General features: G+C 73.8%; 17 protein-coding genes. 9 read left to right on the forward strand and 8 right to left on the reverse strand.

The window, feature by feature from the left end; genetic code table 11:
• Positions 1-38 precede the first annotated feature (38 nt).
• The 4 genes from guaD to BMY04_RS15405 are packed head-to-tail and all read right to left on the reverse strand — an operon-like array spanning position 39 to position 6,410.
• Positions 39-1,346, reverse strand: coding sequence for a guanine deaminase (gene guaD, locus BMY04_RS15390; RefSeq protein WP_091182788.1), 1,308 nt, complete (start codon positions 1,344-1,346; stop codon positions 39-41).
• Positions 1,343-2,416 carry a xanthine dehydrogenase accessory protein XdhC gene (xdhC, locus tag BMY04_RS15395; protein ID WP_139209887.1) on the reverse strand — a complete coding sequence of 358 codons (1,074 nt, stop codon included), beginning with the start codon at positions 2,414-2,416 and terminating at the stop codon, positions 1,343-1,345. Before xdhC ends, guaD begins: the two co-directional genes overlap by 4 nt.
• A complete protein-coding gene (gene xdhB / locus BMY04_RS15400) occupies positions 2,413-4,878 on the reverse strand; it encodes a xanthine dehydrogenase molybdopterin binding subunit (RefSeq protein ID WP_091182792.1) in 2,466 nt (821 codons plus the stop codon). Before xdhB ends, xdhC begins: the two co-directional genes overlap by 4 nt.
• Positions 4,875-6,410: a xanthine dehydrogenase small subunit gene (locus BMY04_RS15405; protein ID WP_091182796.1), complete on the reverse strand. Its 1,536-nt coding sequence runs from the start codon at positions 6,408-6,410 to the stop codon at positions 4,875-4,877. The genes xdhB and BMY04_RS15405 overlap by 4 nt, the downstream gene beginning before the upstream one ends.
• A gap of 333 nt (positions 6,411-6,743) precedes the next feature.
• Between BMY04_RS15405 and uraD the strand changes: the two genes are divergently transcribed.
• Entirely contained in the window at positions 6,744-8,681 is a 1,938-nt protein-coding gene (gene uraD / locus BMY04_RS15410; protein ID WP_091182801.1) for a 2-oxo-4-hydroxy-4-carboxy-5-ureidoimidazoline decarboxylase, read from the forward strand.
• A gap of 51 nt (positions 8,682-8,732) precedes the next feature.
• On the opposite strand, the gene allB is transcribed toward uraD, so the two are convergent.
• Complete coding sequence (gene allB / locus BMY04_RS15415; RefSeq protein ID WP_232506432.1) at positions 8,733-10,319, reverse strand: allantoinase AllB; 1,587 nt, start codon at positions 10,317-10,319, stop codon at positions 8,733-8,735.
• The gene (locus BMY04_RS15420; protein WP_091182804.1) at positions 10,316-11,479 is read right to left on the reverse strand and encodes a glycerate kinase; all 1,164 of its coding nucleotides are present in this window, start codon (positions 11,477-11,479) and stop codon (positions 10,316-10,318) included. The genes allB and BMY04_RS15420 overlap by 4 nt, the downstream gene beginning before the upstream one ends.
• 88 nt (positions 11,480-11,567) lie before the next feature.
• Here BMY04_RS15420 and BMY04_RS15425 point away from each other — a divergent pair, with 88 nt between their 5' ends.
• On the forward strand, positions 11,568-12,347 hold the full coding sequence (locus BMY04_RS15425; RefSeq protein WP_091182809.1) for an IclR family transcriptional regulator: 780 nt from the start codon (positions 11,568-11,570) through the stop codon (positions 12,345-12,347).
• Positions 12,348-12,400: 53 nt separating this feature from the next.
• On the opposite strand, the gene BMY04_RS15430 is transcribed toward BMY04_RS15425, so the two are convergent.
• Positions 12,401-13,948, reverse strand: coding sequence for a dolichyl-phosphate-mannose--protein mannosyltransferase (locus BMY04_RS15430; RefSeq protein WP_091183477.1), 1,548 nt, complete (start codon positions 13,946-13,948; stop codon positions 12,401-12,403).
• Between the two features lie 149 nt (positions 13,949-14,097).
• Here BMY04_RS15430 and rsmI point away from each other — a divergent pair, with 149 nt between their 5' ends.
• From rsmI to BMY04_RS15465, 7 genes are all read left to right on the forward strand, one after another.
• Positions 14,098-14,979: a 16S rRNA (cytidine(1402)-2'-O)-methyltransferase gene (gene rsmI, locus BMY04_RS15435; RefSeq protein ID WP_091182813.1), complete on the forward strand. Its 882-nt coding sequence runs from the start codon at positions 14,098-14,100 to the stop codon at positions 14,977-14,979.
• Positions 14,980-15,385: 406 nt separating this feature from the next.
• Positions 15,386-16,267 (forward strand): TatD family hydrolase, encoded by an 882-nt coding sequence (locus BMY04_RS15440; protein ID WP_091182816.1) that lies wholly within the window; start codon positions 15,386-15,388, stop codon positions 16,265-16,267.
• A 1-nt stretch (position 16,268) separates the two neighbouring features.
• Positions 16,269-16,880 (forward strand): nitroreductase family protein, encoded by a 612-nt coding sequence (locus tag BMY04_RS15445; protein ID WP_091182818.1) that lies wholly within the window; start codon positions 16,269-16,271, stop codon positions 16,878-16,880.
• A gap of 142 nt (positions 16,881-17,022) precedes the next feature.
• On the forward strand, positions 17,023-18,099 hold the full coding sequence (locus tag BMY04_RS23555) for a resuscitation-promoting factor (RefSeq protein ID WP_091182821.1): 1,077 nt from the start codon (positions 17,023-17,025) through the stop codon (positions 18,097-18,099).
• A 37-nt stretch (positions 18,100-18,136) separates the two neighbouring features.
• Positions 18,137-18,988: a 16S rRNA (adenine(1518)-N(6)/adenine(1519)-N(6))-dimethyltransferase RsmA gene (gene rsmA, locus BMY04_RS15455; RefSeq protein WP_198410214.1), complete on the forward strand. Its 852-nt coding sequence runs from the start codon at positions 18,137-18,139 to the stop codon at positions 18,986-18,988.
• Positions 18,989-18,998: 10 nt separating this feature from the next.
• Positions 18,999-19,928: a 4-(cytidine 5'-diphospho)-2-C-methyl-D-erythritol kinase gene (locus BMY04_RS15460; protein WP_091182828.1), complete on the forward strand. Its 930-nt coding sequence runs from the start codon at positions 18,999-19,001 to the stop codon at positions 19,926-19,928.
• Positions 19,929-19,962: 34 nt separating this feature from the next.
• Entirely contained in the window at positions 19,963-21,180 is a 1,218-nt protein-coding gene (locus tag BMY04_RS15465; protein WP_091182831.1) for a low temperature requirement protein A, read from the forward strand.
• On the opposite strand, the gene BMY04_RS15470 is transcribed toward BMY04_RS15465, so the two are convergent.
• Positions 21,163-21,681, reverse strand: a complete 519-nt coding sequence (locus tag BMY04_RS15470; RefSeq protein WP_232506433.1) for a MarR family winged helix-turn-helix transcriptional regulator — start codon at positions 21,679-21,681, stop codon at positions 21,163-21,165. The genes BMY04_RS15465 and BMY04_RS15470 overlap by 18 nt on opposite strands.
• Between the last annotated feature and the right edge of the window lie 37 nt (positions 21,682-21,718).

Raw genomic sequence — 21,718 nt, forward strand, 5'->3', positions numbered from 1 at the left:
AGCGTTCGGCGACCGGGCAGGCGTACCGCTCAACGAGGTCAGGTACCGCTCGCGGTGATCAGCCGGCGACCGGCCGACCAGACGCCCGCCACGTCGGCCGGCGTGCCGAGCGCGAAGACGCGGGCGAGGAGGTCGCTCGCGTCCTTGGCGTGGGCCAGGTTGACCGCCAGCGTGCTGCTGGGCGCCGGCCGCAGCCAGACGGCGTCGAACTCCTTGCCCACGCCCAGGTCGCCGACGCGGTCGGACAGGCCGAGGGCCTCGGCGCCGGCGCGCGTGGTCAGGTGCAGCAGGTGCACGGGGGACAGCGGTACGCCCTCGGCGCCGAGGAGCTGCTGCACGAAGTAGGCCTGCAGCCCCTCCTTGACCAGCGAGAACCCGGTGCCGGCCCCGACGTCGCTCCCGAGCGCCACGCCGACGCCGCGCTCGAGGTGGCGCCGCAGCGGGAACAGCCCGCTGCCGAGCGCCGCGTTGCTCGTCGGGCAGTGCGCGACCCACGCGCGGGCGTCGGCGAGGACGTCGAGCTCGTGGTCGGTGGGGTGCACGTTGTGCGCGAGCACGGTGCGGGGACCGACGAGGCCGTGGTGGGCGTACGTGTCGAGGTAGTGGCGCCGTTCCGGGAACAGCGCGCGAACCTCCTCGACCTCGGCGCCGTTCTCGTTGACGTGCGACGTGAGGAACAGGCCGTCCGCCGCGTCGAGGAGCTCGGCGCACACGTCGAGCAGCGGTTCGGAGGCCGAGAGCGAGAAGCGCGGGGTGACCGCGTACCGCAACCGGTCCTGCCCGTGCCACCGCTCGATGAGCTTGCGCCCCTCGGACAGCGCGACCTCGGGCGTGGTCAGCAGCTCGTCGCGCAGGATGCGGTCGCTCACCACCTGCCCGGCGGTGATCCGCAGGCCGCGCCGCTCGGCCGCCGTGAACAGGGTGTCGACGGCGTCGGCGAAGTGCGAGCCGAAGACGAGCGCGGTCGTCGTCCCCGCCGCGACGAGCCCGTCGAGGAACTCCTCGGCGACCACGGCCGCGTACGCGTTGTCGGCCAGTCGCGCCTCCTCCGGCAGCGCGCAGTCACGGAGCCAGTCGAGCAGCGGCATGCCCAGCCCGCCGATCGCGCGGACCTGCGGGTAGTGCACGTGGGTGTCGACGAACCCCGGCAGCAGCACGCCGTCACGCAGGTCGACGGTGTCCTCGTCGGGGTGGGACCGGCGGAGGTCGGCGTACGGGCCGCGCTCGACGACGCGACCGTCGCGCACGAGCAGGCCGGCGTCGTCGTCGGCGCGGAGGGCGGCGGAGGGTTCGGTCGTGAAGGGGTTCGCGGCGACGTCGACGACCAGGGCGCGGTAGAGGGTCATGCGCCCGTCCCCCTCGAGCCGTGCGACGCGGTGGTCGGGTGGACGCCAACCCCTTCGGGGCCCTTCGACGAGCTCAGGGAGCGTTCTCGGCCCTTCGACGAGCTCAGGGAGCGTTCACGGCCCTTCGACGAGCTCAGGGAGCGTTCGTGGCCCTTCGACGAGCTCAGGGAGCGTTCGTGGCCCTTCGGTGAGCTCAGGGAGCGATCCTGGCCCTTCGGTGAGCTCAGGGAGCGTTCCCGGCCCTTCGGTGAGCTCAGGGAGCGTTCCTCGCGATCGGCGGTCAGGGTCTGCAGGAGGGCGGCGGCGACGCTGACGGCGATGACCGCCGGGTCCTTACCGGTGATGCCGGGCAGGCCGATGGGCGAGGTGATGCGGGCGAGCGCGGCCTCGTCGTGGCCCTCGGCGAGGAGGTTGCGACGGAACCTGGCCCACTTGGCGCTCGACCCGATCAGCCCGACGCTGCCGAGCCCGGGGAGCCGGAGCGCCGCGTCGCAGAGGGCGAAGTCCTCGGCGTGGTCGTGCGTCATGACGAGCACGTGCGCGCCGCGGGGGAGGCGTTCGAGGACGGTCTCGCCCACCAGTCTGCGGTGCACGGTGACGTCGGCGACGCCCTCCGTCACGTCCGCGAGGCGCAGCGGGTCGAGCTCCTCGGTCCGCGAGTCGACCAGGTGCAGCGACAGCTCGAGGCGCGACAGGATCCGCGCGAGCTCGTAGCCGACGTGCCCGACGCCGAAGATCGCGACGGTGGGGCGGACGGGGAGGGGTTCGAGGAGCAGGGTCACCTCGCCGCCGCAGCACTGCCGGCCGTGCTCGGTGCGGGCATGCTCGTTGAGGCGCATCTCGAGCGTCTCCGGCGTCGACGCTTCCGAGACGAGGAGCTCACGCGCCCGGTCGACCGCCGTCTGCTCGAGGTTGCCGCCGCCGACGCTGCCCCAGGTGCGCGCCGTGCTCACGACCATCTTGGCGCCGGCGTCACGCGGGGCGTGCCCGCGCACGGCGGTGACCGTGACGAGGACGCCGGCCTCGCCGTCGCGTCGTAGCTGCTGAACCGCCCCGACCCAGTCGGTCATGCCTGGGCCAAGGACGGAGAGCCGGGCGTGGACGCCGACTCGGTGATCGCGTGCTCGGTGGCGACCGCGCCGGAGTGCTCGCCGGCCGCGTACGCCTCGCTCGCGGCGGACTCGGCGAGGGCGGGTTCGGGGTGCCCGGAGCGTGCGGCCTCGACCGCCCAGAAGACGGCCTCCGGTGTGGCCGGGCTGCCCAGGTCGACCTCCACGCCGCCCGGTCCGAACGCCGCGGCGGCCTGTCGCAGCGCCTCCCGGACGGAGAAGGCGAGCATCAGCGGCGGCTCGCCGACGGCCTTGGAGCCGTAGACCACGCCCGACTCGGTGGCCCGCTCGAAGAGGTGCACGCGGAAGTCCGCGGGCATCTCCGAGAAGCTCGGGAGCTTGTACGTGCTCGCCGACTGCGTCGACAGCCGTCCGCGGTGCGGCCCGTCGGTGGTGTCCCAGCGCAGCTCCTCCAGCGTGAGCCACCCGGCGCCCTGGACGAAGCCGCCCTCGATCTGCCCGACGTCGATCAGCGGGGAGAGGCTGTCGCCGACGTCGTGCACGATGTCGACGCGTCGCGCGCGGTAGGCCCCCGTGAACCCGTCGACCTCGACCTCGCTGACCGAGGCCCCGTACGCGAAGTACTTGAAGGGTTCGCCCTGCATGCGCTCGGCGTCCCAGTGCAGGCCCTCGGTGCGGTAGAAGCCGGCGGCCCACAGCGACACCCGCTGGTGGTACGCGGCCTGCGCCAGGTCCGCCCACGCGATCTGGCGGTCGTGGAAGCCGATGCCAGTGACGACGCCGTCGACGAAGCTCACGTCGTTCGGGTGCACGTTCAGCATCCGTGCGGCGACGTCGGCGAGGCGTTCGCGGATCTGCTCGCAGGCGTTCCGGATGGCGCCGCCGTTGAGGTCGGCGCCGGAGCTGGCCGCGGTGGCCGAGGTGTTCGGAACCTTGTCGGTGCGCGTCGGCGCGAGCCGGACGGCCGAGAGCGGGACGCCCAGCGCCGTCGCCGCGACCTGGATCATCTTCGTGTGCAGGCCCTGGCCCATCTCGGTGCCGCCGTGGTTGATCAGCACCGAGCCGTCCTTGTAGACGTGCACGAGGGCACCGGCCTGGTTGAAGGCGGTGAGGTTGAACGAGATGCCGAACTTCACCGGCGTGATCGCCAGCCCGCGCTTGGTGTGCGGGTGCGCGGCGTTGAACGCCTCGACCTCGGCCGTGCGCGCGGCGAAGCCGGAGCGCTCGAGCAGGATCTGCCAGATGTCGCGCAGCCGCTCGGCGTGGCGGACCGGCTGGCCGTACGGGGTGGCCTGGCCGGGCAGGTAGAGGTTCGTCCGGCGCAGCTCCTCGGCGCTGACGCCGAGCAGGGGAGCGCAGCGGCCGAGGATGTCCTCGACGACGAACATGCCCTGCGGGCCGCCGAACCCACGGAACGCGGTCTGCGACGTCTTGTGGGTCTTCGCGACGCGGCCGAGGACCTCGATGTCGGGGATCCAGTAGGCGTTGTCGACGTGGCACAGCGCCCGCGCGAGCACCGGCTCGGACAGGTCGAGACTCCAGCCGCCGTCGCTGGTCAGGGTCGCGCGCAGCCCGCAGAGGCGGTGGTCGGCGTCGAAGCCGACCTCCCAGCTCGCGTGGAACGGGTGCCGCTTGCCCGACATGGTGAGGTCCTGCGTGCGGTTGAGGCGGAGGCGCACGGGGCGCCCGGTGAGGACGGCACCCAGCGCGGCGACCGCGGCGAACCCGTGCGGCTGCATCTCCTTGCCGCCGAACCCGCCGCCCATCCGCAGGCACTGCACGGTCACGGCGTGGCTGGCCAGCCCGAGCACGTGCGCGACGATCTCCTGCGTCTCGCTCGGGTGCTGCGTGCTCGACTGCACGAAGACCTGGCCGCCCTCGTCGACGTGGGCCAGCGAGGCGTGCGTCTCGAGGTAGAAGTGCTCCTGGCCGCCGATCTCGACCTCGCCGGAGAAGCGGTGCGCGGCCCCGGCGAGCCCCGCCTCGGCGTCGCCGCGCGACAGCGTCCGCTGGTGGCCCTGGAAGCTCTCGGCCTCGATCGCCTCGTGCAGCGTGAGGATCGAGGGGAGCGGCTCATAGGTGACCCGGACGGCCTCGGCGCCCAGCCGGGCCGCCTCCTCGTTCTCGCCCAGCACGTACGCCACCGCGTGGCCGTAGAACATGACCTCGTCGGGGAAGAGCGGTTCGTCGTGCTTGATGCCCGCGTCGTTGACGCCGGGGACGTCGGCGGCGGTGAGGACGTGGACGACGCCCTCGACCGCGTACGCCGGCGCGACGTCGAGGCCGGTGACCCGCGCGTGCGCGTGCGGCGCCTGGACCGGCCAGGCGGTGAGGACGCCGCTCATCCGCACCGCGAGGTCGTCGGTGTAGAGCGCGGCACCCGTGACGTGCAGCGGCGCGCTCTCGTGCGGGACCTCGAGCCCGACCTTGGGGTTGACGGGACGCTCGGCCAGGGTGCTCATCGGGACGCTCCGTCCGTCTGCTGCTCGCTGACCAGCTTGAGCAGGCTCTGGCGCAGCATCGCCCGCCGGTAGCGGGCCGACGCGCGGTGGTCGTCGAGCGGCGTGCCCTCGCTCCCGAGCGCCGCGGCCGCCTCGGCCGCCCCCTCGGGGGTCCAGGGTCGGCCGACGAGCGCGTCCTCGGTGGTCCGGGCGCGGACCGGCGTCGCCGCCACGCCGCCGAGGCCGATGCGGGCCTGGGTGACCACGCTCCCTGAGCCTGTCGAAGGGCTGTCGAGCGTCAGCGCGAACGCCACGGACACGCTCGAGATGTCGTCGAACCTGCGCTTGGCGATCTTGTGGAACGCGACGAGCGGCGCGAGCGGCTTGGGGATGATCACGGACTTGATCAGCTCGTCGGGCCGCCGGACGGAGGCGCGGTAGCCGGTGAAGTAGTCGGCCAGCGCGACGCGGTGCTCGCAGCGCCGGGAGGCGAGCACGACCTGGGCGTCCAGGGCCAGCAGCACCGGCATGCTGTCGCCGATCGGGCTCGCGGTGCCCAGGTTGCCGCCGAAGGTCGCCGCGTTGCGGATCAGCCGCGACGCGAACTGCGGGAACAGCTCGGCCAGCAGCGGCACGCGGCCGTCGAGCCGACGCTCGACCTCGGTGAGGGTGAGCGAGGCACCGATCTCGAACGCCTCGTCCGTCTCGACGAGGCTGCGCAGCTCGGGAAGACGGTCGAGCGCGACGGTCAGACCCGTACGGCTGTGGCGCAGGTTGAGCTCGACGCCCCAGTCGGTGGAGCCGCCGAGCAGCGTGGCGTCGGGGTGCTCGGCCAGCAGCCCGAGCGCCTCGACCAGCGTCCCCGGGCGGACGAAGCTCCCCTGCGGGCTGGAGGTCCGGGTCGGACGCGCGGCGGGCGCCGCGGTCCGGGTGCGCGTGAGCAGCGCGTCCCCGTCGACGGGCGTGCCGAGCGCGTACGCGGCGTCGCGGATCGGGCGGTAGCCCGTGCAGCGGCACAGGTTGCCGCTCAGCGCGTGCAGGTCGAAGCCGTTCGGGCCGTGCTCGTGAGCCGGCTCCTGACCGTCGGCGGCGGGGGAGCGGTCGCCCCGGTAGTACTCGGCGGCCATCGAGCAGACGAAGCCGGGCGTGCAGTAGCCGCACTGCGACCCGCCCCGGTCGGCCATCTCGCGCTGGACCGGGTGCAGGGCGTCCGGGCGTCCGAGGCCCTCGGCCGTGAGCACCTCCTGGCCGTCGAGCGCCGCAGCGGGCGCGAGGCAGGCGTTGACGGAGACCCAGGTGCTGGCGGTGGCGCCGTCGGCGCCCGCCGTGCTGCTGGTCTCGTCGGGACGCAGGACCATGACCGCGCAGGCACCGCACTCGCCCTCGGCGCAGCCCTCCTTCGACCCGGTCAGCCCCTCGGCGCGCAGCCAGTCGAGCAGCGTCACGTGGCCGCCGACCTCGCCGAGCGCGCGTTCCCGGCCGTTCACCACGACCGAGGGCGCGCCCGCCGTGGGTTCGACCACCGAGGGCACCGCCGTCGAGGGCACCGCCATGCCAGCCTCCGTCCCGAGCCGCGACGGCGCGCACGCCCGGGCTCCGGACGTCGGCGTCGTCGCATGGTTGGGTCTCGAGTCTGGCTGGTCCGGCGTCGGTTATCCATGCGCAACGGCGTCGGTCCGTGACTCGTAGCGTAACCGGAACCTGGCGTCACACGCTCTCCGGCTGCCGCTGGACGGAAGTCCGCTTCCGATGAGCGAGAACGGCAGGACCTCACGCCGCACGCCTCGCGGTCCTTGACGGACGTGAGGCCGTGTCCCTAGCCTCTCCGCAGCCGGTGCGGCGACTCCGTGCAGCGGAGGGCGCGAGCCTGGCGGAAGGGGCACCCGATGGCCACCACTGCCGCTCTGCCCGAGCGACCGGCGCGCCGCGCCAAGCACCCCGTCGACGAGGTGCTGCCTCCCGTCCAGCTCGCGGTGTACGGGTTCCAGCACGTCCTCGCCTTCTACGCCGGCGCGGTCGTCGTACCGATCCTGCTCGCCAGCGCGATCGGGCTCGACCAGCGGCAGCTGATCCACCTGATCAACGCCGACCTCTTCACCTGCGGCATCGCCTCGATCATCCAGTCGGTCGGCTTCTGGAAGGTCGGCGTCAAGCTGCCGCTGCTGCAGGGCGTGACCTTCACGGCCGTGTCGCCGATGATCGCGATCGGCCTCGCGGCGGGCGGCGGGTCGCAGGGCCTGCTCGTGATCTACGGCGCGGTGATCGTCGCCGGCCTGTTCACCTTCCTCATCGCCCCGTGGTTCAGCCGGTTGATCAGGTTCTTCCCGCCGGTCGTCACCGGGTCGGTGATCACGATCATCGGGATCGCGCTGCTCCCGGTCGCCGCCGGTGACGCCGTCGGCGGGGCGGGCCCGACGGCCGACCCGACCAGCCCCAGGAACCTCGCGTACGCCATCGGCACGCTCGCCCTGATCGTCGCGATCCAGCGCATCTTCCGCGGGTTCCTCGCCACCGTCGCCGTGCTCGCGGGCCTCGTCGTGGGCACGCTGGTGGCCTGGGTCCTGGGCGACGCGGACTTCAGCGGGGTGGCCGACTCGGGCTGGGTCGGGCTGACCACGCCGTTCTTCTTCGGCTGGCCCAAGTTCTCGGTCGCCGCGATCATCTCGATGGTCGTCGTCATGCTGATCACCGCCGTCGAGACCACCGGCGACGTCTTCGCGACCGGCGAGATCGTGGAGAAGCGGATCAAGCGCGACGACATCGCGCGCGCCCTGCGCGCCGACGGGCTGGCCACGACCATCGGCGGCATCTTCAACTCGTTCCCGTACACCTGCTTCGCCGAGAACGTCGGCCTCGTGCGCCTCACCCGCGTCAAGAGCCGCTACGTCGTGGCGACCGCCGGAGCGATCATGATCGTCCTCGGCCTGGTCCCCAAGGCCGGTGCGCTCGTCGCCGGCATCCCGCACCCCGTGCTCGGCGGAGCGGCGCTGGCGATGTTCGCGACGGTCGCGGTGGTGGGCTTCCAGACCCTGTCGCGGGTCGACTTCCACGACCACCGCAACGTGGTGATCGTCTCGACCGCGGTCGGCCTCGCGCTCTACGTGACCGTGCAGCCCGACGTCGCCAAGGCGGTGCCGTCGTGGGCGCAGATCATCTTCGGCTCGGGCATCACGGTCGGCAGCATCGTGGCGATCGGGCTCAACCTGCTCTTCCACCACGTCGGCCGCAGCCGCGGCGCCGCCGTCGCGGGCTCGCCCGGGCGCGACCTCGTCGGGCTCAACGACGTCAACCAGATGAGCCGCGAGCAGTTCGTCGAGACCTTCGGCGGGCTGTTCCAGGGCCCGCGCTGGGTGGTCGAGCGCGCGTACGACGAGCGCCCGTTCGCCGACACCCGCGAGCTGCGGCGGGCCTTGCAGGACGCGCTGCTGGTGGCGAGCAAGGACGAGCAGCGCGAGCTCTTCGCCGCCTATCCCGAGCTCGGCTCCGACGACGTCGCCTCCGGCGGAGCCGGGGCGGGATCGTTCGGCGACCAGTCCGCCCTCGGGCTCACCCGGCTCGACGACGAGGCCCACGGGGAGCTCGCCGCCCTGGCGAAGGAGTACCAGGAGCGGTTCGGCTTCCCGCTGATCATCTCCGTGCGCGACCGGGCGTCGTTCGAGCAGATCCTCGAGCACGGCCGCCACCGCCTCGACAACTCCCCGACCCAGGAGCACGCGCTGGCGCTCATCGAGATCGCCAGCATCGCGGGTCACCGCTTCGACGACCTCGTCGCCGACGCGAACCCGATCTACTCCGCCCGCACCCGCGGCCTGGCCGACGCCTGAGCCGTACGCCCCAATACCTGTGACGCGTGGGTCAGCGGTCGGCGCGGCCGGTCAGGCCTCGCCGCGGCGGAGGAGGCGGCCGTGCGGGGTGCCGTCGAGGTCGACGGCCTCGCCGCGGAGGTACGTACGCCGCACGCGGCCGGAGAGGGCGCGGCCCTGGTAGGGCGTGATCGGGTTCTTGTGGTGGAGCTTGCCCGCGTCGACGACGAAGGCGTCGTCCGGCGCGAACACGGCCAGGTCGGCGTCGTGGCCGAGGGCGATCGACCCCTTGGACCGCAGCCCGACGCGCTTCGCGGGCCGTGTGGCCATCCAGTCGACGACCCGCTCGAGGCCGACGCCCCGCTTGCGCGCCTCGGTCCAGATCAGCGAGAGCCCGAGCTGGAGGGAGGAGATGCCGCCCCAGGCGACGCCGAAGTCGCCGTTCTCGAGGTCCTTGAGGTCGAGGGTCGAGGGGGAGTGGTCGGAGACGACGAAGTCGATCGTTCCGTCGAGCAGCCCGTCCCACAGGGCCTCGCGGTTGCTCGCCTCGCGCACCGGCGGGCAGCACTTGAAGGCGGTCGCGCCGTCGGGCACCTCCTCGGCGAGCAGCGTCAGGTAGTGCGGGCAGGTCTCCACGGTCAGGTCGACGCCGTCGCGCTTGGCCGTGGCGATCATGGGCAGCGCGTCGGACGACGACAGGTGCAGCAGGTGCGCCTTGGCGCCGGTCCAGCGGGCGCGCTCGATGACCTCGGCGATGGCGAGGCTCTCCGCGCCGCGGGGACGTGAGGCGAGGAACGACGCGTACACGTCGCCCCTGGGGTGCGGGGCGCGGTCGATCGCGCGGGAGTCCTCGGCGTGCACGATCATCAGCGAGTCGAACGACCGGAGCACGGCGAGGTCCTGCTCCAGCTCGTCGGCCTCGAGGTGCGGGAACTCGTCGACGCCGGAGTGCAGCAGGAAGCACTTGAACCCGAAGACGCCGTCGTCGTGCAGCGCGCGCAGGTGCGGCGCGTTGCCCGGCACGGCCCCGCCCCAGAAGCCCACGTCGACGAACACCTGACCGTCGGCGAACAGCCGCTTGTACTCCAGCGCGGGCGCGTTGACCGTGGCCGGGATCGAGTTCAGCGGCATGTCGACCAGCGTCGTGACGCCGCCGGCCGCCGCTGCGCGGGTCGCCGAGGCGAACCCCTCCCAGGTCGTCCGGCCCGGCTCGTTGATGTGCACGTGGGTGTCGACGAGGCCCGGCAGCAGCACCTCGTCGTCGGCGAGCTCGACGAGCGTACGGGCGGGCAGGCCGGCGCCGAGCGGTTCGATGGCGACGACCGTGCCGTCGCGCACCCCGATCTCGCGGGCGACGATCCCCGCTGTGGTCAGGATGCGGCGGCCGCGGACCACCAGGTCGAGCTCCCGCGAACCGCCGGCGCGTGCGGCCCGGGTTCCCGCGGCGGGGCCGTCGGGGACGGCATGCTCCTGCCGGTAGGCCGTGATGAGGCCCCGGATCCGCTCCGGGTCGTTGACCCGGTCCGCCACCGTCCGGGCGTCGTCGTCGGCGGCGCTGACGGCGGCCTCGACCGCGTCCGGCCTCGTGGCCGAGCGGGCCGACCCCTCCCGGGCCACCGCCGTCGGGTCGAGGTCCTCGGGGTCGTGCTGACGGGTCACCGTTCCTCCTCCGTGTCTTCGTCGGCCGTCGGCTCCCCGTCGAGCCACTCCTCCGCGATCCGCGCGCCCACCTGCTCCAGCAGCTCGGCGGCGTGGGCGATGCTCCGCGCCGGGTCCGGCTCGAGGTCGGACAGCGGGTAGACGGCGCTGACGCCGGCGGCGGCCGCGTGCCCAGGTTCGAGCAGGCTCCGACCAGCGACCGCGACCGTTCGGACTCCCGCGCGCCCCGCCGCCGCGGCGACCCCGACCGGCGCCTTGCCCGCCAGCGACTGCTCGTCCAGCGAACCCTCGCCCGTCACCACGAGCGACGCCCCCTGCGCCGCGTCGGCGAAGCCCACGAGGTCCAGGACCAGCTCGATGCCGGGCCGCAGCGTGGCGCCGAGGAGGGCAAGGGCGGCGAACCCGGTCCCGCCCGCCGCACCCGCACCGAGCGCCTCCCGCAGGTCGCTCCCGGTCGCGTCGCCGACGACGTCCGCCCAGCGGGCGAGGGCCGCGTCGAGCCGGGCCACCTGCTCGGCGTCGGCCCCCTTCTGAGGCCCGAAGACCGCGGCCGCGCCCCGCGACCCGAGCAGCGGGTGGTCGACGTCGCTGGCCACCACGACGTCGACGTCGTCGAGGGGGACGAGGCCGCCGAGGTCCAGCGACGCGAGGTCGGCCAGCGCGGCGCCGCCGCGGTCGAGCTCGACGCCGTCCGCGTCCAGCAGCCGCGCGCCGAGCGCCTGGACCAGGCCGGCGCCGCCGTCGGTCGAAGCGCTGCCGCCCAGGCCGAGCACCACGCGCCGGGCCCCGTGCTCGAGCGCGTGCCGGAGGACCTGACCGAGCCCGTACGTCGACGCCGTCAGCGGGGCGGGGCGGCCGCCCGGCAGCAGGTCGAGCCCGCAGGCCCCGGCGAGCTCGACGACGGCGTCGTCGCCGCGGACCGCGTACGGCGCCCGCACGGGTTCGCCGGTCGGACCCTCGACGGTGACGACGACCTCCCGGTGGCCGGCGGCGAGCGCGGCCGCGACGGTTCCGTCCCCGCCGTCGGCGACCGGCAGCAGCACGAGCTCCGCGTCCGGGCGTACGGAACGGACACCCGCGGCCAGCGCCTCCGCGACGCCGACCGCCGGCAGGCACCCCTTGAACTTGTCGGGGGCGAGCACCACCCGGATCTCCGCCATGGGCCCAGTCCAGCAGGTCGGCGGACGCGTGGACGCCGCCGCCCGGCGGTCGGCCCTCCGCCAGCGTCGTCGGGAGTACCTTTTCCGCATGGCGGAAGCAGGGCCGCGCAGCCCCGAGCGGGTCCAGTCGCTGGACCGGACGTTCGGCCTGCTCGAGCAGCTCGCCGACGGACCCCTGACGCTGTCGCAGCTAGCCGAGGCGACGTCGCTCCCGATGCCCACGGTGCACCGGCTGCTGCGGTTCCTGACGAGCCAGGGCTACGTGCGGCAGGACCGCGCCAAGCGCTACTCGCTGGGCCTGCGGATGATCCGGCTCGGGCAGAGCGCCAGCCGCGGGCTCGGGCCGTGGATCACGCCCTACCTCGCCCGCCTGGTCGACCTCTTCGGCGAGACGGCCAACATGGCGCTGCTCGAGGGCGACGCCTGCGTCTACGTCGCCCAGGTGCCGTCGCCGCGGTCGATGCGGATGTTCACCGAGGTCGGTCGCGTCGTGATGCTGCACTGCACCGGCGTGGGCAAGGCGATCCTGTCCGAGCTCGACGACGACCAGGTCTCGGCGCTGCTCGAGCGCGCAGGCCTGCCGTCGCGCACCGAGCACACGATCACCACGGTCCCGGCGATGCTCGAGACGCTGCACCGCGGCCGCCGCGACGGCTACGTCCTCGACGACGGCGAGCAGGAGCTCGGCGTGCGCTGCGTCGCCGTGCCGCTCAAGGACCTGCCGTTCCGGGCAGCCATCTCCATCTCGGGCCCGTCGAGCCGCGTCCGGAGCGAGGACGTGCCGCGCATCGCCCCGCAGCTGGTCGCCATCGCCGCCGAGGTGAGCGCGCAGTTCGCCGCCGGCCGCGGCGTCGAGCTCACCGGCTGACACGGACCGCCGACCTCGTCGAGGCCCTTCGACAGACCCAGGGAGCGTCCGCCTCAGATCCAGCTGCGGAACCACATCCGGGTCAGCCAGCTGGGGTAGGGGAGCAGCTCGTCGGTGAGGATCGGGTAGAGGTACGCGAAGTTCGCGATCACCACCGCGACGAAGACGCCGACGACGATCCCGGCGAGCATCCTCCGGTCGCCCGAGCGCGCGTCGCCGAGGAGCCGTCCGGTCACGAGGGCCACGGCCATCACCGAGAACGGGATGATCATGATCGCGTAGAAGAAGAACAGCGGGCGGGAGTCGTACTGGAACCACGGGATCCAGCCGGCCAGCACCCCCACGACCGGGATGCCGAAGCGCCAGTCGCGCCCGCCGACCCAGAGCAGCAGAGCCACGACCAGGCAGGGGATCGCGACCCACCACAGGATCGGCGTGCCGATGCCGCTGATCACCCGGATGCAGTTGTCGGGGCCGGCGCAGCCGTCGGTGCCCGGGGCGATGTTGTTGACCGCGTCGATGCCGATCGGGCGGGCCACGAGCAGCCAGCCCCAGGGGTCGGCGCGGTAGGCGTGCTGGGCGTGGTTGATGAAGTCGCCGGTGTGGAAGTTCCAGATGTCGCGCTGGTACTGCAGCCACGACGCCAGCGTGTTCCCGAGCAGCTTCGTCGTGCCGGCGTCGGGGTGCTTGGCGCCCCAGTCGCGGTCGTAGCCGCCCGACGTGGCGAACCAGCCCGCCCAGGTCGCGACGTACACGCCGATCGACACGACCACGAGCGACACGAAGGCCGGCAGCCCGTCGCGCAGCAGGGCCAGGTTCGCCCGGCGGCCGGCGCCGGCGAGGCGGCGGGCGCCCACGTCCCACACGACGCTCAGCAGGGCGAAGGCGGCGAGCACGTAGAGGGCGTTCCACTTGGTGCCGAGCGCCAGGCCCCAGCAGACGCCGGAGGCGATGCGCCACGGCCGGAACCACAGCGCCGGGCCGAACGCGCGGGCCAGGTCGGGCTGCTCCGTACGGTCGAGGTGGTCGGCCAGCCGCCCTCGGAACCAGTCGCGGTCCGCGGCGAGGCAGGCGACGGCGGCCACGGTGAAGAAGGCGACGAAGACGTCGAGCAGCGCGGTGCGCGACATGACGAACGCCAGGCCGTCGACCGCGAGCAGGAGCCCCGCCAGCCCGCCGATCAGCGTCGAGCGCGACACCCGGCGCACGAGGCGGGTCAGCACCAGGACGAGCAGGACGCCGAAGACGAGCGGCGCGATGCGCCACCCGAACGAGTTCATGCCGAACAGGTGCTCGCCGAACGCGATCAGCCACTTGCCGACCGGCGGGTGCACCACGAACTCCGCCGTCTTCTGCATGACGTCGACGTTGCCGCTGGTGATCTGGTCGTTCGCGTTCTCCGGCCAGTTGCGCTCGTAGCCGAACTTCAGCAGCGAGTACGCGTCCTTGGCGTAGTACGTCTCGTCGAACACGAGCTTGTTCGGGTACGCGAGCCCCGGCAGCCGGAGCACGAGGGCGAGGCCCGTCACGAGGAGGGTGACGACCCAGCCGCGCAGGCGGTCGGTGGGCATCGCGTCGCGGAGCCGGTCGACGGTGGTCAGCGGCGGGGCCGGCGGCTCGGCCGTCGCCGTCCGCGACGGAGCCGTGTCCGCGGGAGGGAGGGACGCCGGCGGCCCGAGCTCGAGCACCGGCCGCGTCACGCGGGCAAGAGTAACCAGGCGAACCTGTGACGAGGTGCCATTCTGACCAGGTGCAGCAGCGGGCGTCGGAGGCGGGCGCGGGACCCGGGAGCGGCGTGCTCGTGCTCGCCGGGACGCCGATCGGCGACGTGGACGACGCCTCGCCCCGGCTACGGGCCGAGCTCGCCGGGGCCGACGTGGTCGCCGCGGAGGACACCCGCCGGCTCCGCGCGCTGCTGCAGCGGATGGGGGTGACGACCCAGGCCCGCGTGGTGTCGTACTTCGAGGGCAACGAGGCGGCCCGCACGGGCGAGCTCGTCGAGGCCCTGCAGGGCGGCGCACGGGTCGTCGTGGCGACCGACGCCGGGATGCCCTCGGTGTCCGACCCCGGCTACCGGCTCGTGGCCGCCGCGGTGGAGGCCGGCATCCGCGTGACGAGCGTTCCCGGACCCTCGGCCGTCCTCACCTCGCTCGCGCTCTCCGGGCTCCCGGTCGACCGCTTCTGCTTCGAGGGGTTCCTGTCCCGCAAGGCCGGCGAACGGTCCCGCCAGCTCGCCCGCCTCACCACCGAACCCCGGACGATGGTGTTCTTCGAGGCGCCGCACCGCACGGCGGAGACGCTGGCCGCGATGGTCGAGGCCTTCGGCGCCGAGCGCCCGGGCGCGGTGTGCCGCGAGCTGACCAAGACGTACGAGGAGGTCGTCCGTGGCTCGCTCGCCGAGCTCGCGGCGTGGGCGGCCGAGGAGGTCCGCGGCGAGGTCACCCTGGTCGTCTCGGGCGCGCTCGAGCCGGAGGCCGACCTCGAGGGCGCAGCGGCCGAGGTCGCCGAGCTCGTCGCCGGCGGCGTACGCCTCAAGCCCGCCGTGGCCGAGGTCGCCGAACGTTCCGGGGTCGCCCGCAACGCCCTGTACGCCGCGGCGCTCGAGCTGACCCGGCAGCGCAAGGCGCCCTGAGGAACGCTCCTGAGCCTGTCGAAGGGCTCCAGAGGAACGCTCCTGAGCCTGTCGAAGGGCTCCAGAGAAACGCTCCCTGAGCTCGTCGAAGGGCCCCGGCTGAACGCTCCCTGAGCTCGTCGAAGGGCCCCGGAGGGGTCAGCGTTCCCCTCCCGCAGCCGGAGAAGCCAACCTCTTCGAGGCCCTTCGACAAGCTCAGGGGGCGTTCTCGAGGCCCTTCGGCAAGCTCAGGGGGCGTTCTCGAGGCCCTTCGACAAGCTCAGGGGGCGTTCTCGAGGCCCTTCGGCAAGCTCAGGGGGCGTTCTCGAGGCCCTTCGACAAGCTCAGGGGGCGTTCTCGAGGCCCTTCGACAAGCTCAGGGGGCGTTCTCGCGGGGAGGGGCTCCCCTGTGAGGAAGGATCGGGGCGTGAGCTCACGGACCGACTGGACCGACCTGCCCCCGGCGCCCGAGGCGCTGCCGGGGCCGGTGGTCGACACCCACTGCCACCTCGACATCACCGCCGAGCTGTCGGGGCTCGACCCCGACGACGCGCTCGCGCGGGCCGCGGCCGTCGGGATCACGCGGGTCGCGCAGATCGGGTGCGACGTCGAGCAGTCCCGCTGGGCGGTCGACTTCGCGCGGCGTCACCCCTCGGTCGTCGCGGGCGTCGCCCTGCACCCGAACGACGCCGCCCGGCTCGGCGCGTCGGACCCGGCCGCCCTCGCCGAGGGCCTGGCTGTCGTGGAGTCCCTGGCCGGCGACCCCGAGGTCCGGGTCGTCGGCGAGACCGGGCTGGACTTCTTCCGCACGCCCGACGGGGCCGGGCAGGCGTTCCAGCGCGAGTCGTTCGCCGCCCACATCGCCATGGCCAAGGCCCACGACCGGACCCTGATGATCCACGACCGCGACGCCCACGACGCCGTCCTCGACGTCCTCGACGCGGAGGGCGTGCCCGATCGGGTGGTCATGCACTGCTTCAGCGGCGACGAGGTGTTCGCGCGGGCCTGCCTCGACCGCGGGGCGCACCTGTCCTTCGCGGGCACGGTGACCTTCAAGGCGAACGCCCACCTGCGCCGCGCCCTCGCCGTCGCCCCGCTCGAGAAGGTCCTCGTCGAGACGGACGCGCCGTTCCTCACGCCGCTGCCGGTGCGCGGCCGGCCCAACGCGTCCTACCTGATCCCCTACACCGCCCGGGTCATGGCCGAGGTCCGACAGCTGCCGTTGGAGGAGCTCTGCGCGGCCCTGACCGCCAACGCCGAGGCGGCCCTGGGCGGCACCTGGCCCGCGTACGCCGCCGCGAGCGCCTGAGGTGGAGCTCGCCGACGCGCTGCGCCGCCGACGGATGGTGCGCCGCTACGACCCGGACGCGGCCGTCGCGCCGGAGTCGCTCGAGGCGGTGCTCGCCGCGGCGCTGCGCGCTCCGTCGGCCGGCTTCACGCAGGGCGTCTCGCTGCTGGTCCTCGACACGCCCGAGCAGCGCGCGCTCTTCTGGTCGGCGACCGCCGGGGAGGACGGTGCGTCGAACCGCTGGCTCGACGGCATGCTGACGGCCCCGGTGCTCGTCCTCGTGCTGACCGACCGGGAGGCGTACCTCGACCGCTACGCCGAGCCGGACAAGGGCTGGACCGACCGGGACGAGGGCCGCTGGTCGGCGCCGTACTGGTTCGTCGACGCCGGCATGGCCGCGATGGCCATGCTGCTGCGCGCCGTCGACCTCGGCCTGGGGGCGTGCTTCTTCGGGGTGCCGGTGGAGCGAGCCGATGCCGTGCACGCCGCGTTCGGGGTGCCCGGGACGCTGCTCGGGGTGGGCGTCGTGAGCCTGGGGGTCCCTGCGGCGGACGGCGACCGCGGCAGCCGCGGGTCGCCCGCACGACGGGGCCGCCGGCCGGCGGAGGACCTCGTCCACCGCGGCCGCTGGTGAGCGTCGACCGGCCCATTCGCTCGGCGGTCAAGAGATTGTAGGTTTGACGACCTCTCAGGCGCTCGTTATGGTTCCGTGACCTTTGCGGCCGGAGTGGCCGCTTGACCCGACCGGCCCGTTCGCGTGGCCAGCCAGGAGCAACGTGCGCGCCATCGTCCCCGTGATCGCCGGAGCGGCCGTCCTCGCCGTCGGCGGCGGATCCATCGCCTACGCCGGGATGCGTTCCGACGTCGCCCTCGCCGTCGACGGCCAGACCAGCCAGGTGACGACGAGCGCCTCGACCGTGGGCGACCTGCTCTCGGCGCAGCACATCCAGGTCGGTCCCCACGACGTCGTCGCGCCCGCGCCGACCACCGAGCTGCGCGACGGCACGCAGGTCTCCGTCCGCTTCGGCCGGCAGGTGACCGTGGACGTCGACGGCGCGCCCCAGACGCTGTGGACGACCGCGACCGACGTCGGCGGCGCGCTCACCGCGCTCGGGCTCGAGACCCAGGGCGCCGACCTCTCCACGAGCCGCAGCACGCCGATCGGGCGCCAGGGGCTCACCGTGGCCGTCGCCACCCCGAAGAAGGTCACGATCAGGGCGGCGGGCAAGACCCGCACCCTCACCACCACCGGTGCGACCGTCGGCGACGCGCTCCAGGCCGCCGGCATCAGGCCGGACGCCGACGACGAGCTCAGCACCTCGGCCAAGACCGCCCTCAAGGACGGCACCAAGGTTACCTTCGTCCGCGTCGACGTGACCTCGACGAGCAAGCGCGGGGACGTCGCGTACGCGACCGTCACCAAGAAGTCGTCCAAGCTCGAGCGCGGCAAGACCCGCACCGAGACCGCCGGCAAGGCCGGCAGCAAGACCACGACCTACCGCGTCGTCGCCCACGACGGCAAGGAGGTCAGCCGCAAGAAGACCAGGACCGTCGTCACCCGCAAGCCGGTGACGCGCGTCGTGGTCGTCGGCACCAAGGCGCCGAAGGTCTCGACCTCGACCGCGGGTGTGGCGAACGTCGGCCTGTGGGACAAGATCGCCGCGTGCGAGTCCGGCGGCAACTGGTCGATCAACACCGGCAACGGCTACTACGGCGGGCTGCAGTTCAACCTGCAGACCTGGCGCGCGTACGGCGGCACGGGCCGTCCGGACCAGCAGAGCAAGGCCGCCCAGATCGCCGTGGCCGAGCGGGTGCGCAAGGCCTCCGGCCTGAGCGCCTGGTCCTGCGCCTGACGCACCACGACGGCACGAGTGACGACGGGCGGGGGGCCTGGTGAGCCTCCTGGACCCCCGCTCCGTCCGTGAGATCGCCGCGCGCCTCGACCTGCGGCCGACCAAGCAGCGCGGGCAGAACTTCGTCGTCGACGCCAACACCGTCCGGCGCATCGTCACTGCCTCCGGGATCGGCCCCACCGACGTCGTCCTCGAGGTCGGCCCGGGCCTGGGGTCGCTGACCCTGGGCCTGCTGGAGGTCGCCGACCGCGTCGTCGCCGTCGAGATCGACGAGCTGCTGGCCGGCGAGCTGCCCCGGACCGTCGCCGAGCGGGCGCCTGACCGGGCCGACCGCCTCGACGTCGTGACCGCCGACGCGATGCGGGTCACCGAGCTGCCGGCGACGCCCACGGCCGTCGTCGCGAACCTGCCCTACAACGTCGCCGTGCCCGTCCTGCTGCACCTGCTCGCGACGTTCCCGGAATGGCAGCGCGGCCTGGTCATGGTGCAGGCCGAGGTGGCCGACCGCATCGCCGCACCGCCCGGCTCCAAGGTCTACGGCGTCCCCTCGGTCAAGACGGCCTGGTACGCCGAGTCGTGGCGGGCCGGTTCGGTGTCGCCGTCGGTGTTCTGGCCGGTGCCCAACGTCGACTCCGGCCTGGTCGCCCTGCGCCGCCGCGAGCCACCGGAGACCACCGCCACGCGCGAGCAGGTGTTCGCGGTCGTCGACGCCGCGTTCGGGCAGCGGCGCAAGATGCTGCGCTCCGCGCTGTCGGGCACCTTCGGCTCGTCCGCGGCGGCCTCGGAGGCCCTGCTGGCCGCCGGCGTGGACCCGCAGGCGCGCGGCGAGGTGCTCGACGTGGCGGCCTTCGCCCGGGTCGCCGCGCAGCTCTCCGGACCGGCTGCGTAGGCTCCCGGGAATGGCTTCGCCCCTGCCGCCCGCCCCGGTCGGCGTGCACGTCCGGGCGCCCGCCAAGATCAACCTCGCGCTCAAGGTCGGTCCGCCGCGTCCCGACGGCTACCACCCGCTCGCGACCGTCTACCACGCGGTCTCCCTCTACGACGACGTCCACGCGGAGTGGGCCGAGCCCGACGAGTTCGAGCTCGAGGTCAGCGGGGAGGGCGTCGACCAGGTCCCGCTCGACGACAGCAACCTCGCCCTGCGCGCGGCCCGGCTGCTCGCGCGGGTGCACGGCGGCCGCGACCGCCTGGGCGTACGGCTGTCGATCCGCAAGGCCATCCCGGTCGCCGGCGGGCTGGCGGGCGGTTCCGCGGACGGGGCCGCGGCGCTGCTGGCCTGCGCGACGCTGTGGGACATCGACCTCGCGCCGGAGGTGCTGCGCCACCTGGGCGCGGAGCTGGGCAGCGACGTGCCCTTCTCGCTGCTGGGCGGCACGGCCGTCGGCGGTGGGCGTGGCGAGGACGTCGCGCCGGCGCTGGCCCGTGGGAGCTACCACTGGGTGCTCGCCTTTGGCCAGGAGGGGCTGTCGACCCCGGCGGTCTACCGCAGGTTCGACGAGCTCAACCCGGGACCGACCATGCCCGAGGTGCCGGCCGACCTCATGAACGCCCTGCGCGGCGGCGATCCATACGAGCTCGGGGCCGCGCTCACCAACGACCTGCAGCCGGCCGCGCTCAGCCTGCGTCCGCAGCTGCGTCGGGTCCTCGACACCGGCCTCGAGCTGGGCGCCGTCGGGGCCGTGGTGTCGGGCTCGGGGCCCACCTGCGCCTTCCTCGTCGAGGACGAGGAGGACGCGGTCGACCTCAGCGTGTCGCTGAGCGCCGAGGGCGTCGCGCGCAAGGTGCTGCGGGCCAGCGGACCGGTGGTCGGGGCGCGCGTCGTCGGCTGAGGCCCGACGTCGGCGCACGCCCTAGTGTTCGGGCGTGAGCGCGCCCGGGGCCACCGCCCGACTGCTGCGGCCCCTGCGTCCGCGTGATCCCGACGAGCGGGGGCGGGTCGCCTCGCCGCTCGAGCTGCTGACCGACCTGTGCTTCGTGGTCGCCGTCGGCCAGGCCGCGGCGGCCCTGCACCACGGCCTGCTGGCCGGCGAGACGGGGCCCGCGGTGCAGGGCTACGTGATGGCCTTCTTCGCCATCTGGTGGGCCTGGTTGAACTTCAGCTGGTTCTCCTCGGCGTACGACAACGACGACGTCGGCTTCCGCCTCCTGACGATCCTGCAGATCCTCGGCGTCCTCGTGCTCGCCGGCGGCATCACCACGCTGACGCTCGGGATCGACGAGGGCGAGGGTCACTTCGGCCTCGTCGTCGCGGGCTACGTGATCATGCGCGTCGGCCTGGTGCTGCAGTGGCTGCGCGCCGCCCGGAACGACCCGCCGCACCGGAGGACCTGCCTGCGCTACGCCCTCGGCATCGTGGTCGTCCAGCTCGGCTGGGGCGGCTTCTACCTCGCCACCCGCGAGCAGGCGCTGGTCGCGCCGCTGTTCGCCCTGCTGGTCGTGGCCGAGCTAGCGGTGCCCTTCTGGGCGGAGCGGTCGGGGACGACGACGTGGCACCCGCACCACATCGCCGAGCGCTACGGGCTGTTCTTCATCATCGTGCTCGGCGAGACGATCCTGTCCTCCACGCTGGCCGTCCAGGAGGCGTTCACGGGGGAGACCGAGCACCGCGTCGCCGTCGCGGCCGTCACCGTCGGCGGGGTGCTCATCGTCTTCAGCCTGTGGTGGCTCTACTTCTCCCGCGAGGCGGCCGAGGCGCTGGCCCGGGCGAAGCGGGACGCGACCCACGTGGAGTACCTCTTCGGCTTCGGCCACTACGTGATCTACGCCGCCGCGGCGGCGGTCGGCGCCGGGCTGGCCGCGCGGGCGGAGTACGTCGGCCACCCGACCGACCCGCACCTGGACCTCGTGACCTCGGCCGCGGTCACCGTCCCGGTCGCGGTGCTGCTGCTGGCGATGTGGGCGGTCCATCTGCGCCTGCACGACCGGACCTGGCTCAACGCCGTCCCGTTCTTCGCCGCCGCGGCGGTGGTGCTGGCCAGCACGCCGCTGGAGGTGTCCGAGCTCGTGGCCGGGGCCGTGCTGGCCGTGCTCGTGGCCGTCCAGACGCGGCTCGTGGCCCGCGCCTCAGCCGTCGTCGGCTGAGCCCGGCGCGGCGTACGAGGCGAGCAGCTCCCGCAGGGCGCCCGCGAGCCGGCGGCGCCCGGGGTCGTCGAGGGCGGCGAGAAGCTCGTGCTCGGCGCCGAGGAGGTCGACGAGCGCGCCGTCGACCGTGGTCCGGCCCTGCTCGGTCAGCTCGACCCGGACCGAGCGCCGGTCGTCGGGGTCGCTGTCGCGGCGCACCAGCCCGCGCGCGGCGAGCCGGTCCACCCGGTTGGTCATGGTCCCCGACGTCACCCCGGTCGCCCTCACCAGCGACCCGGGGGAGGCGCGGTAGGGCTCGCCCGAGCGGCGCAGCGCGGCCAGGACGTCGAACTCCCAGCCCTCCAGCTGGTGGCGGCTGAAGGCCGCCGCTCGCGCCCGGTCGACGTGGCGCGCGAGCCGGTCGACGCGCGACAGCACCTCCATCGGCGAGGTGTCGAGGTCGGGGCGCTCGCGGGCCCAGGCGTCGACGAGGTCGTCGACCTCGTCGCGGGGCTCCCTCACGGCGCCAGGCTAGGGGTCGGGTTGTCTCGACGTCGAG

This window comes from Microlunatus flavus (assembly GCF_900110855.1).
Taxonomy (GTDB): domain Bacteria; phylum Actinomycetota; class Actinomycetes; order Propionibacteriales; family Propionibacteriaceae; genus Microlunatus; species Microlunatus flavus.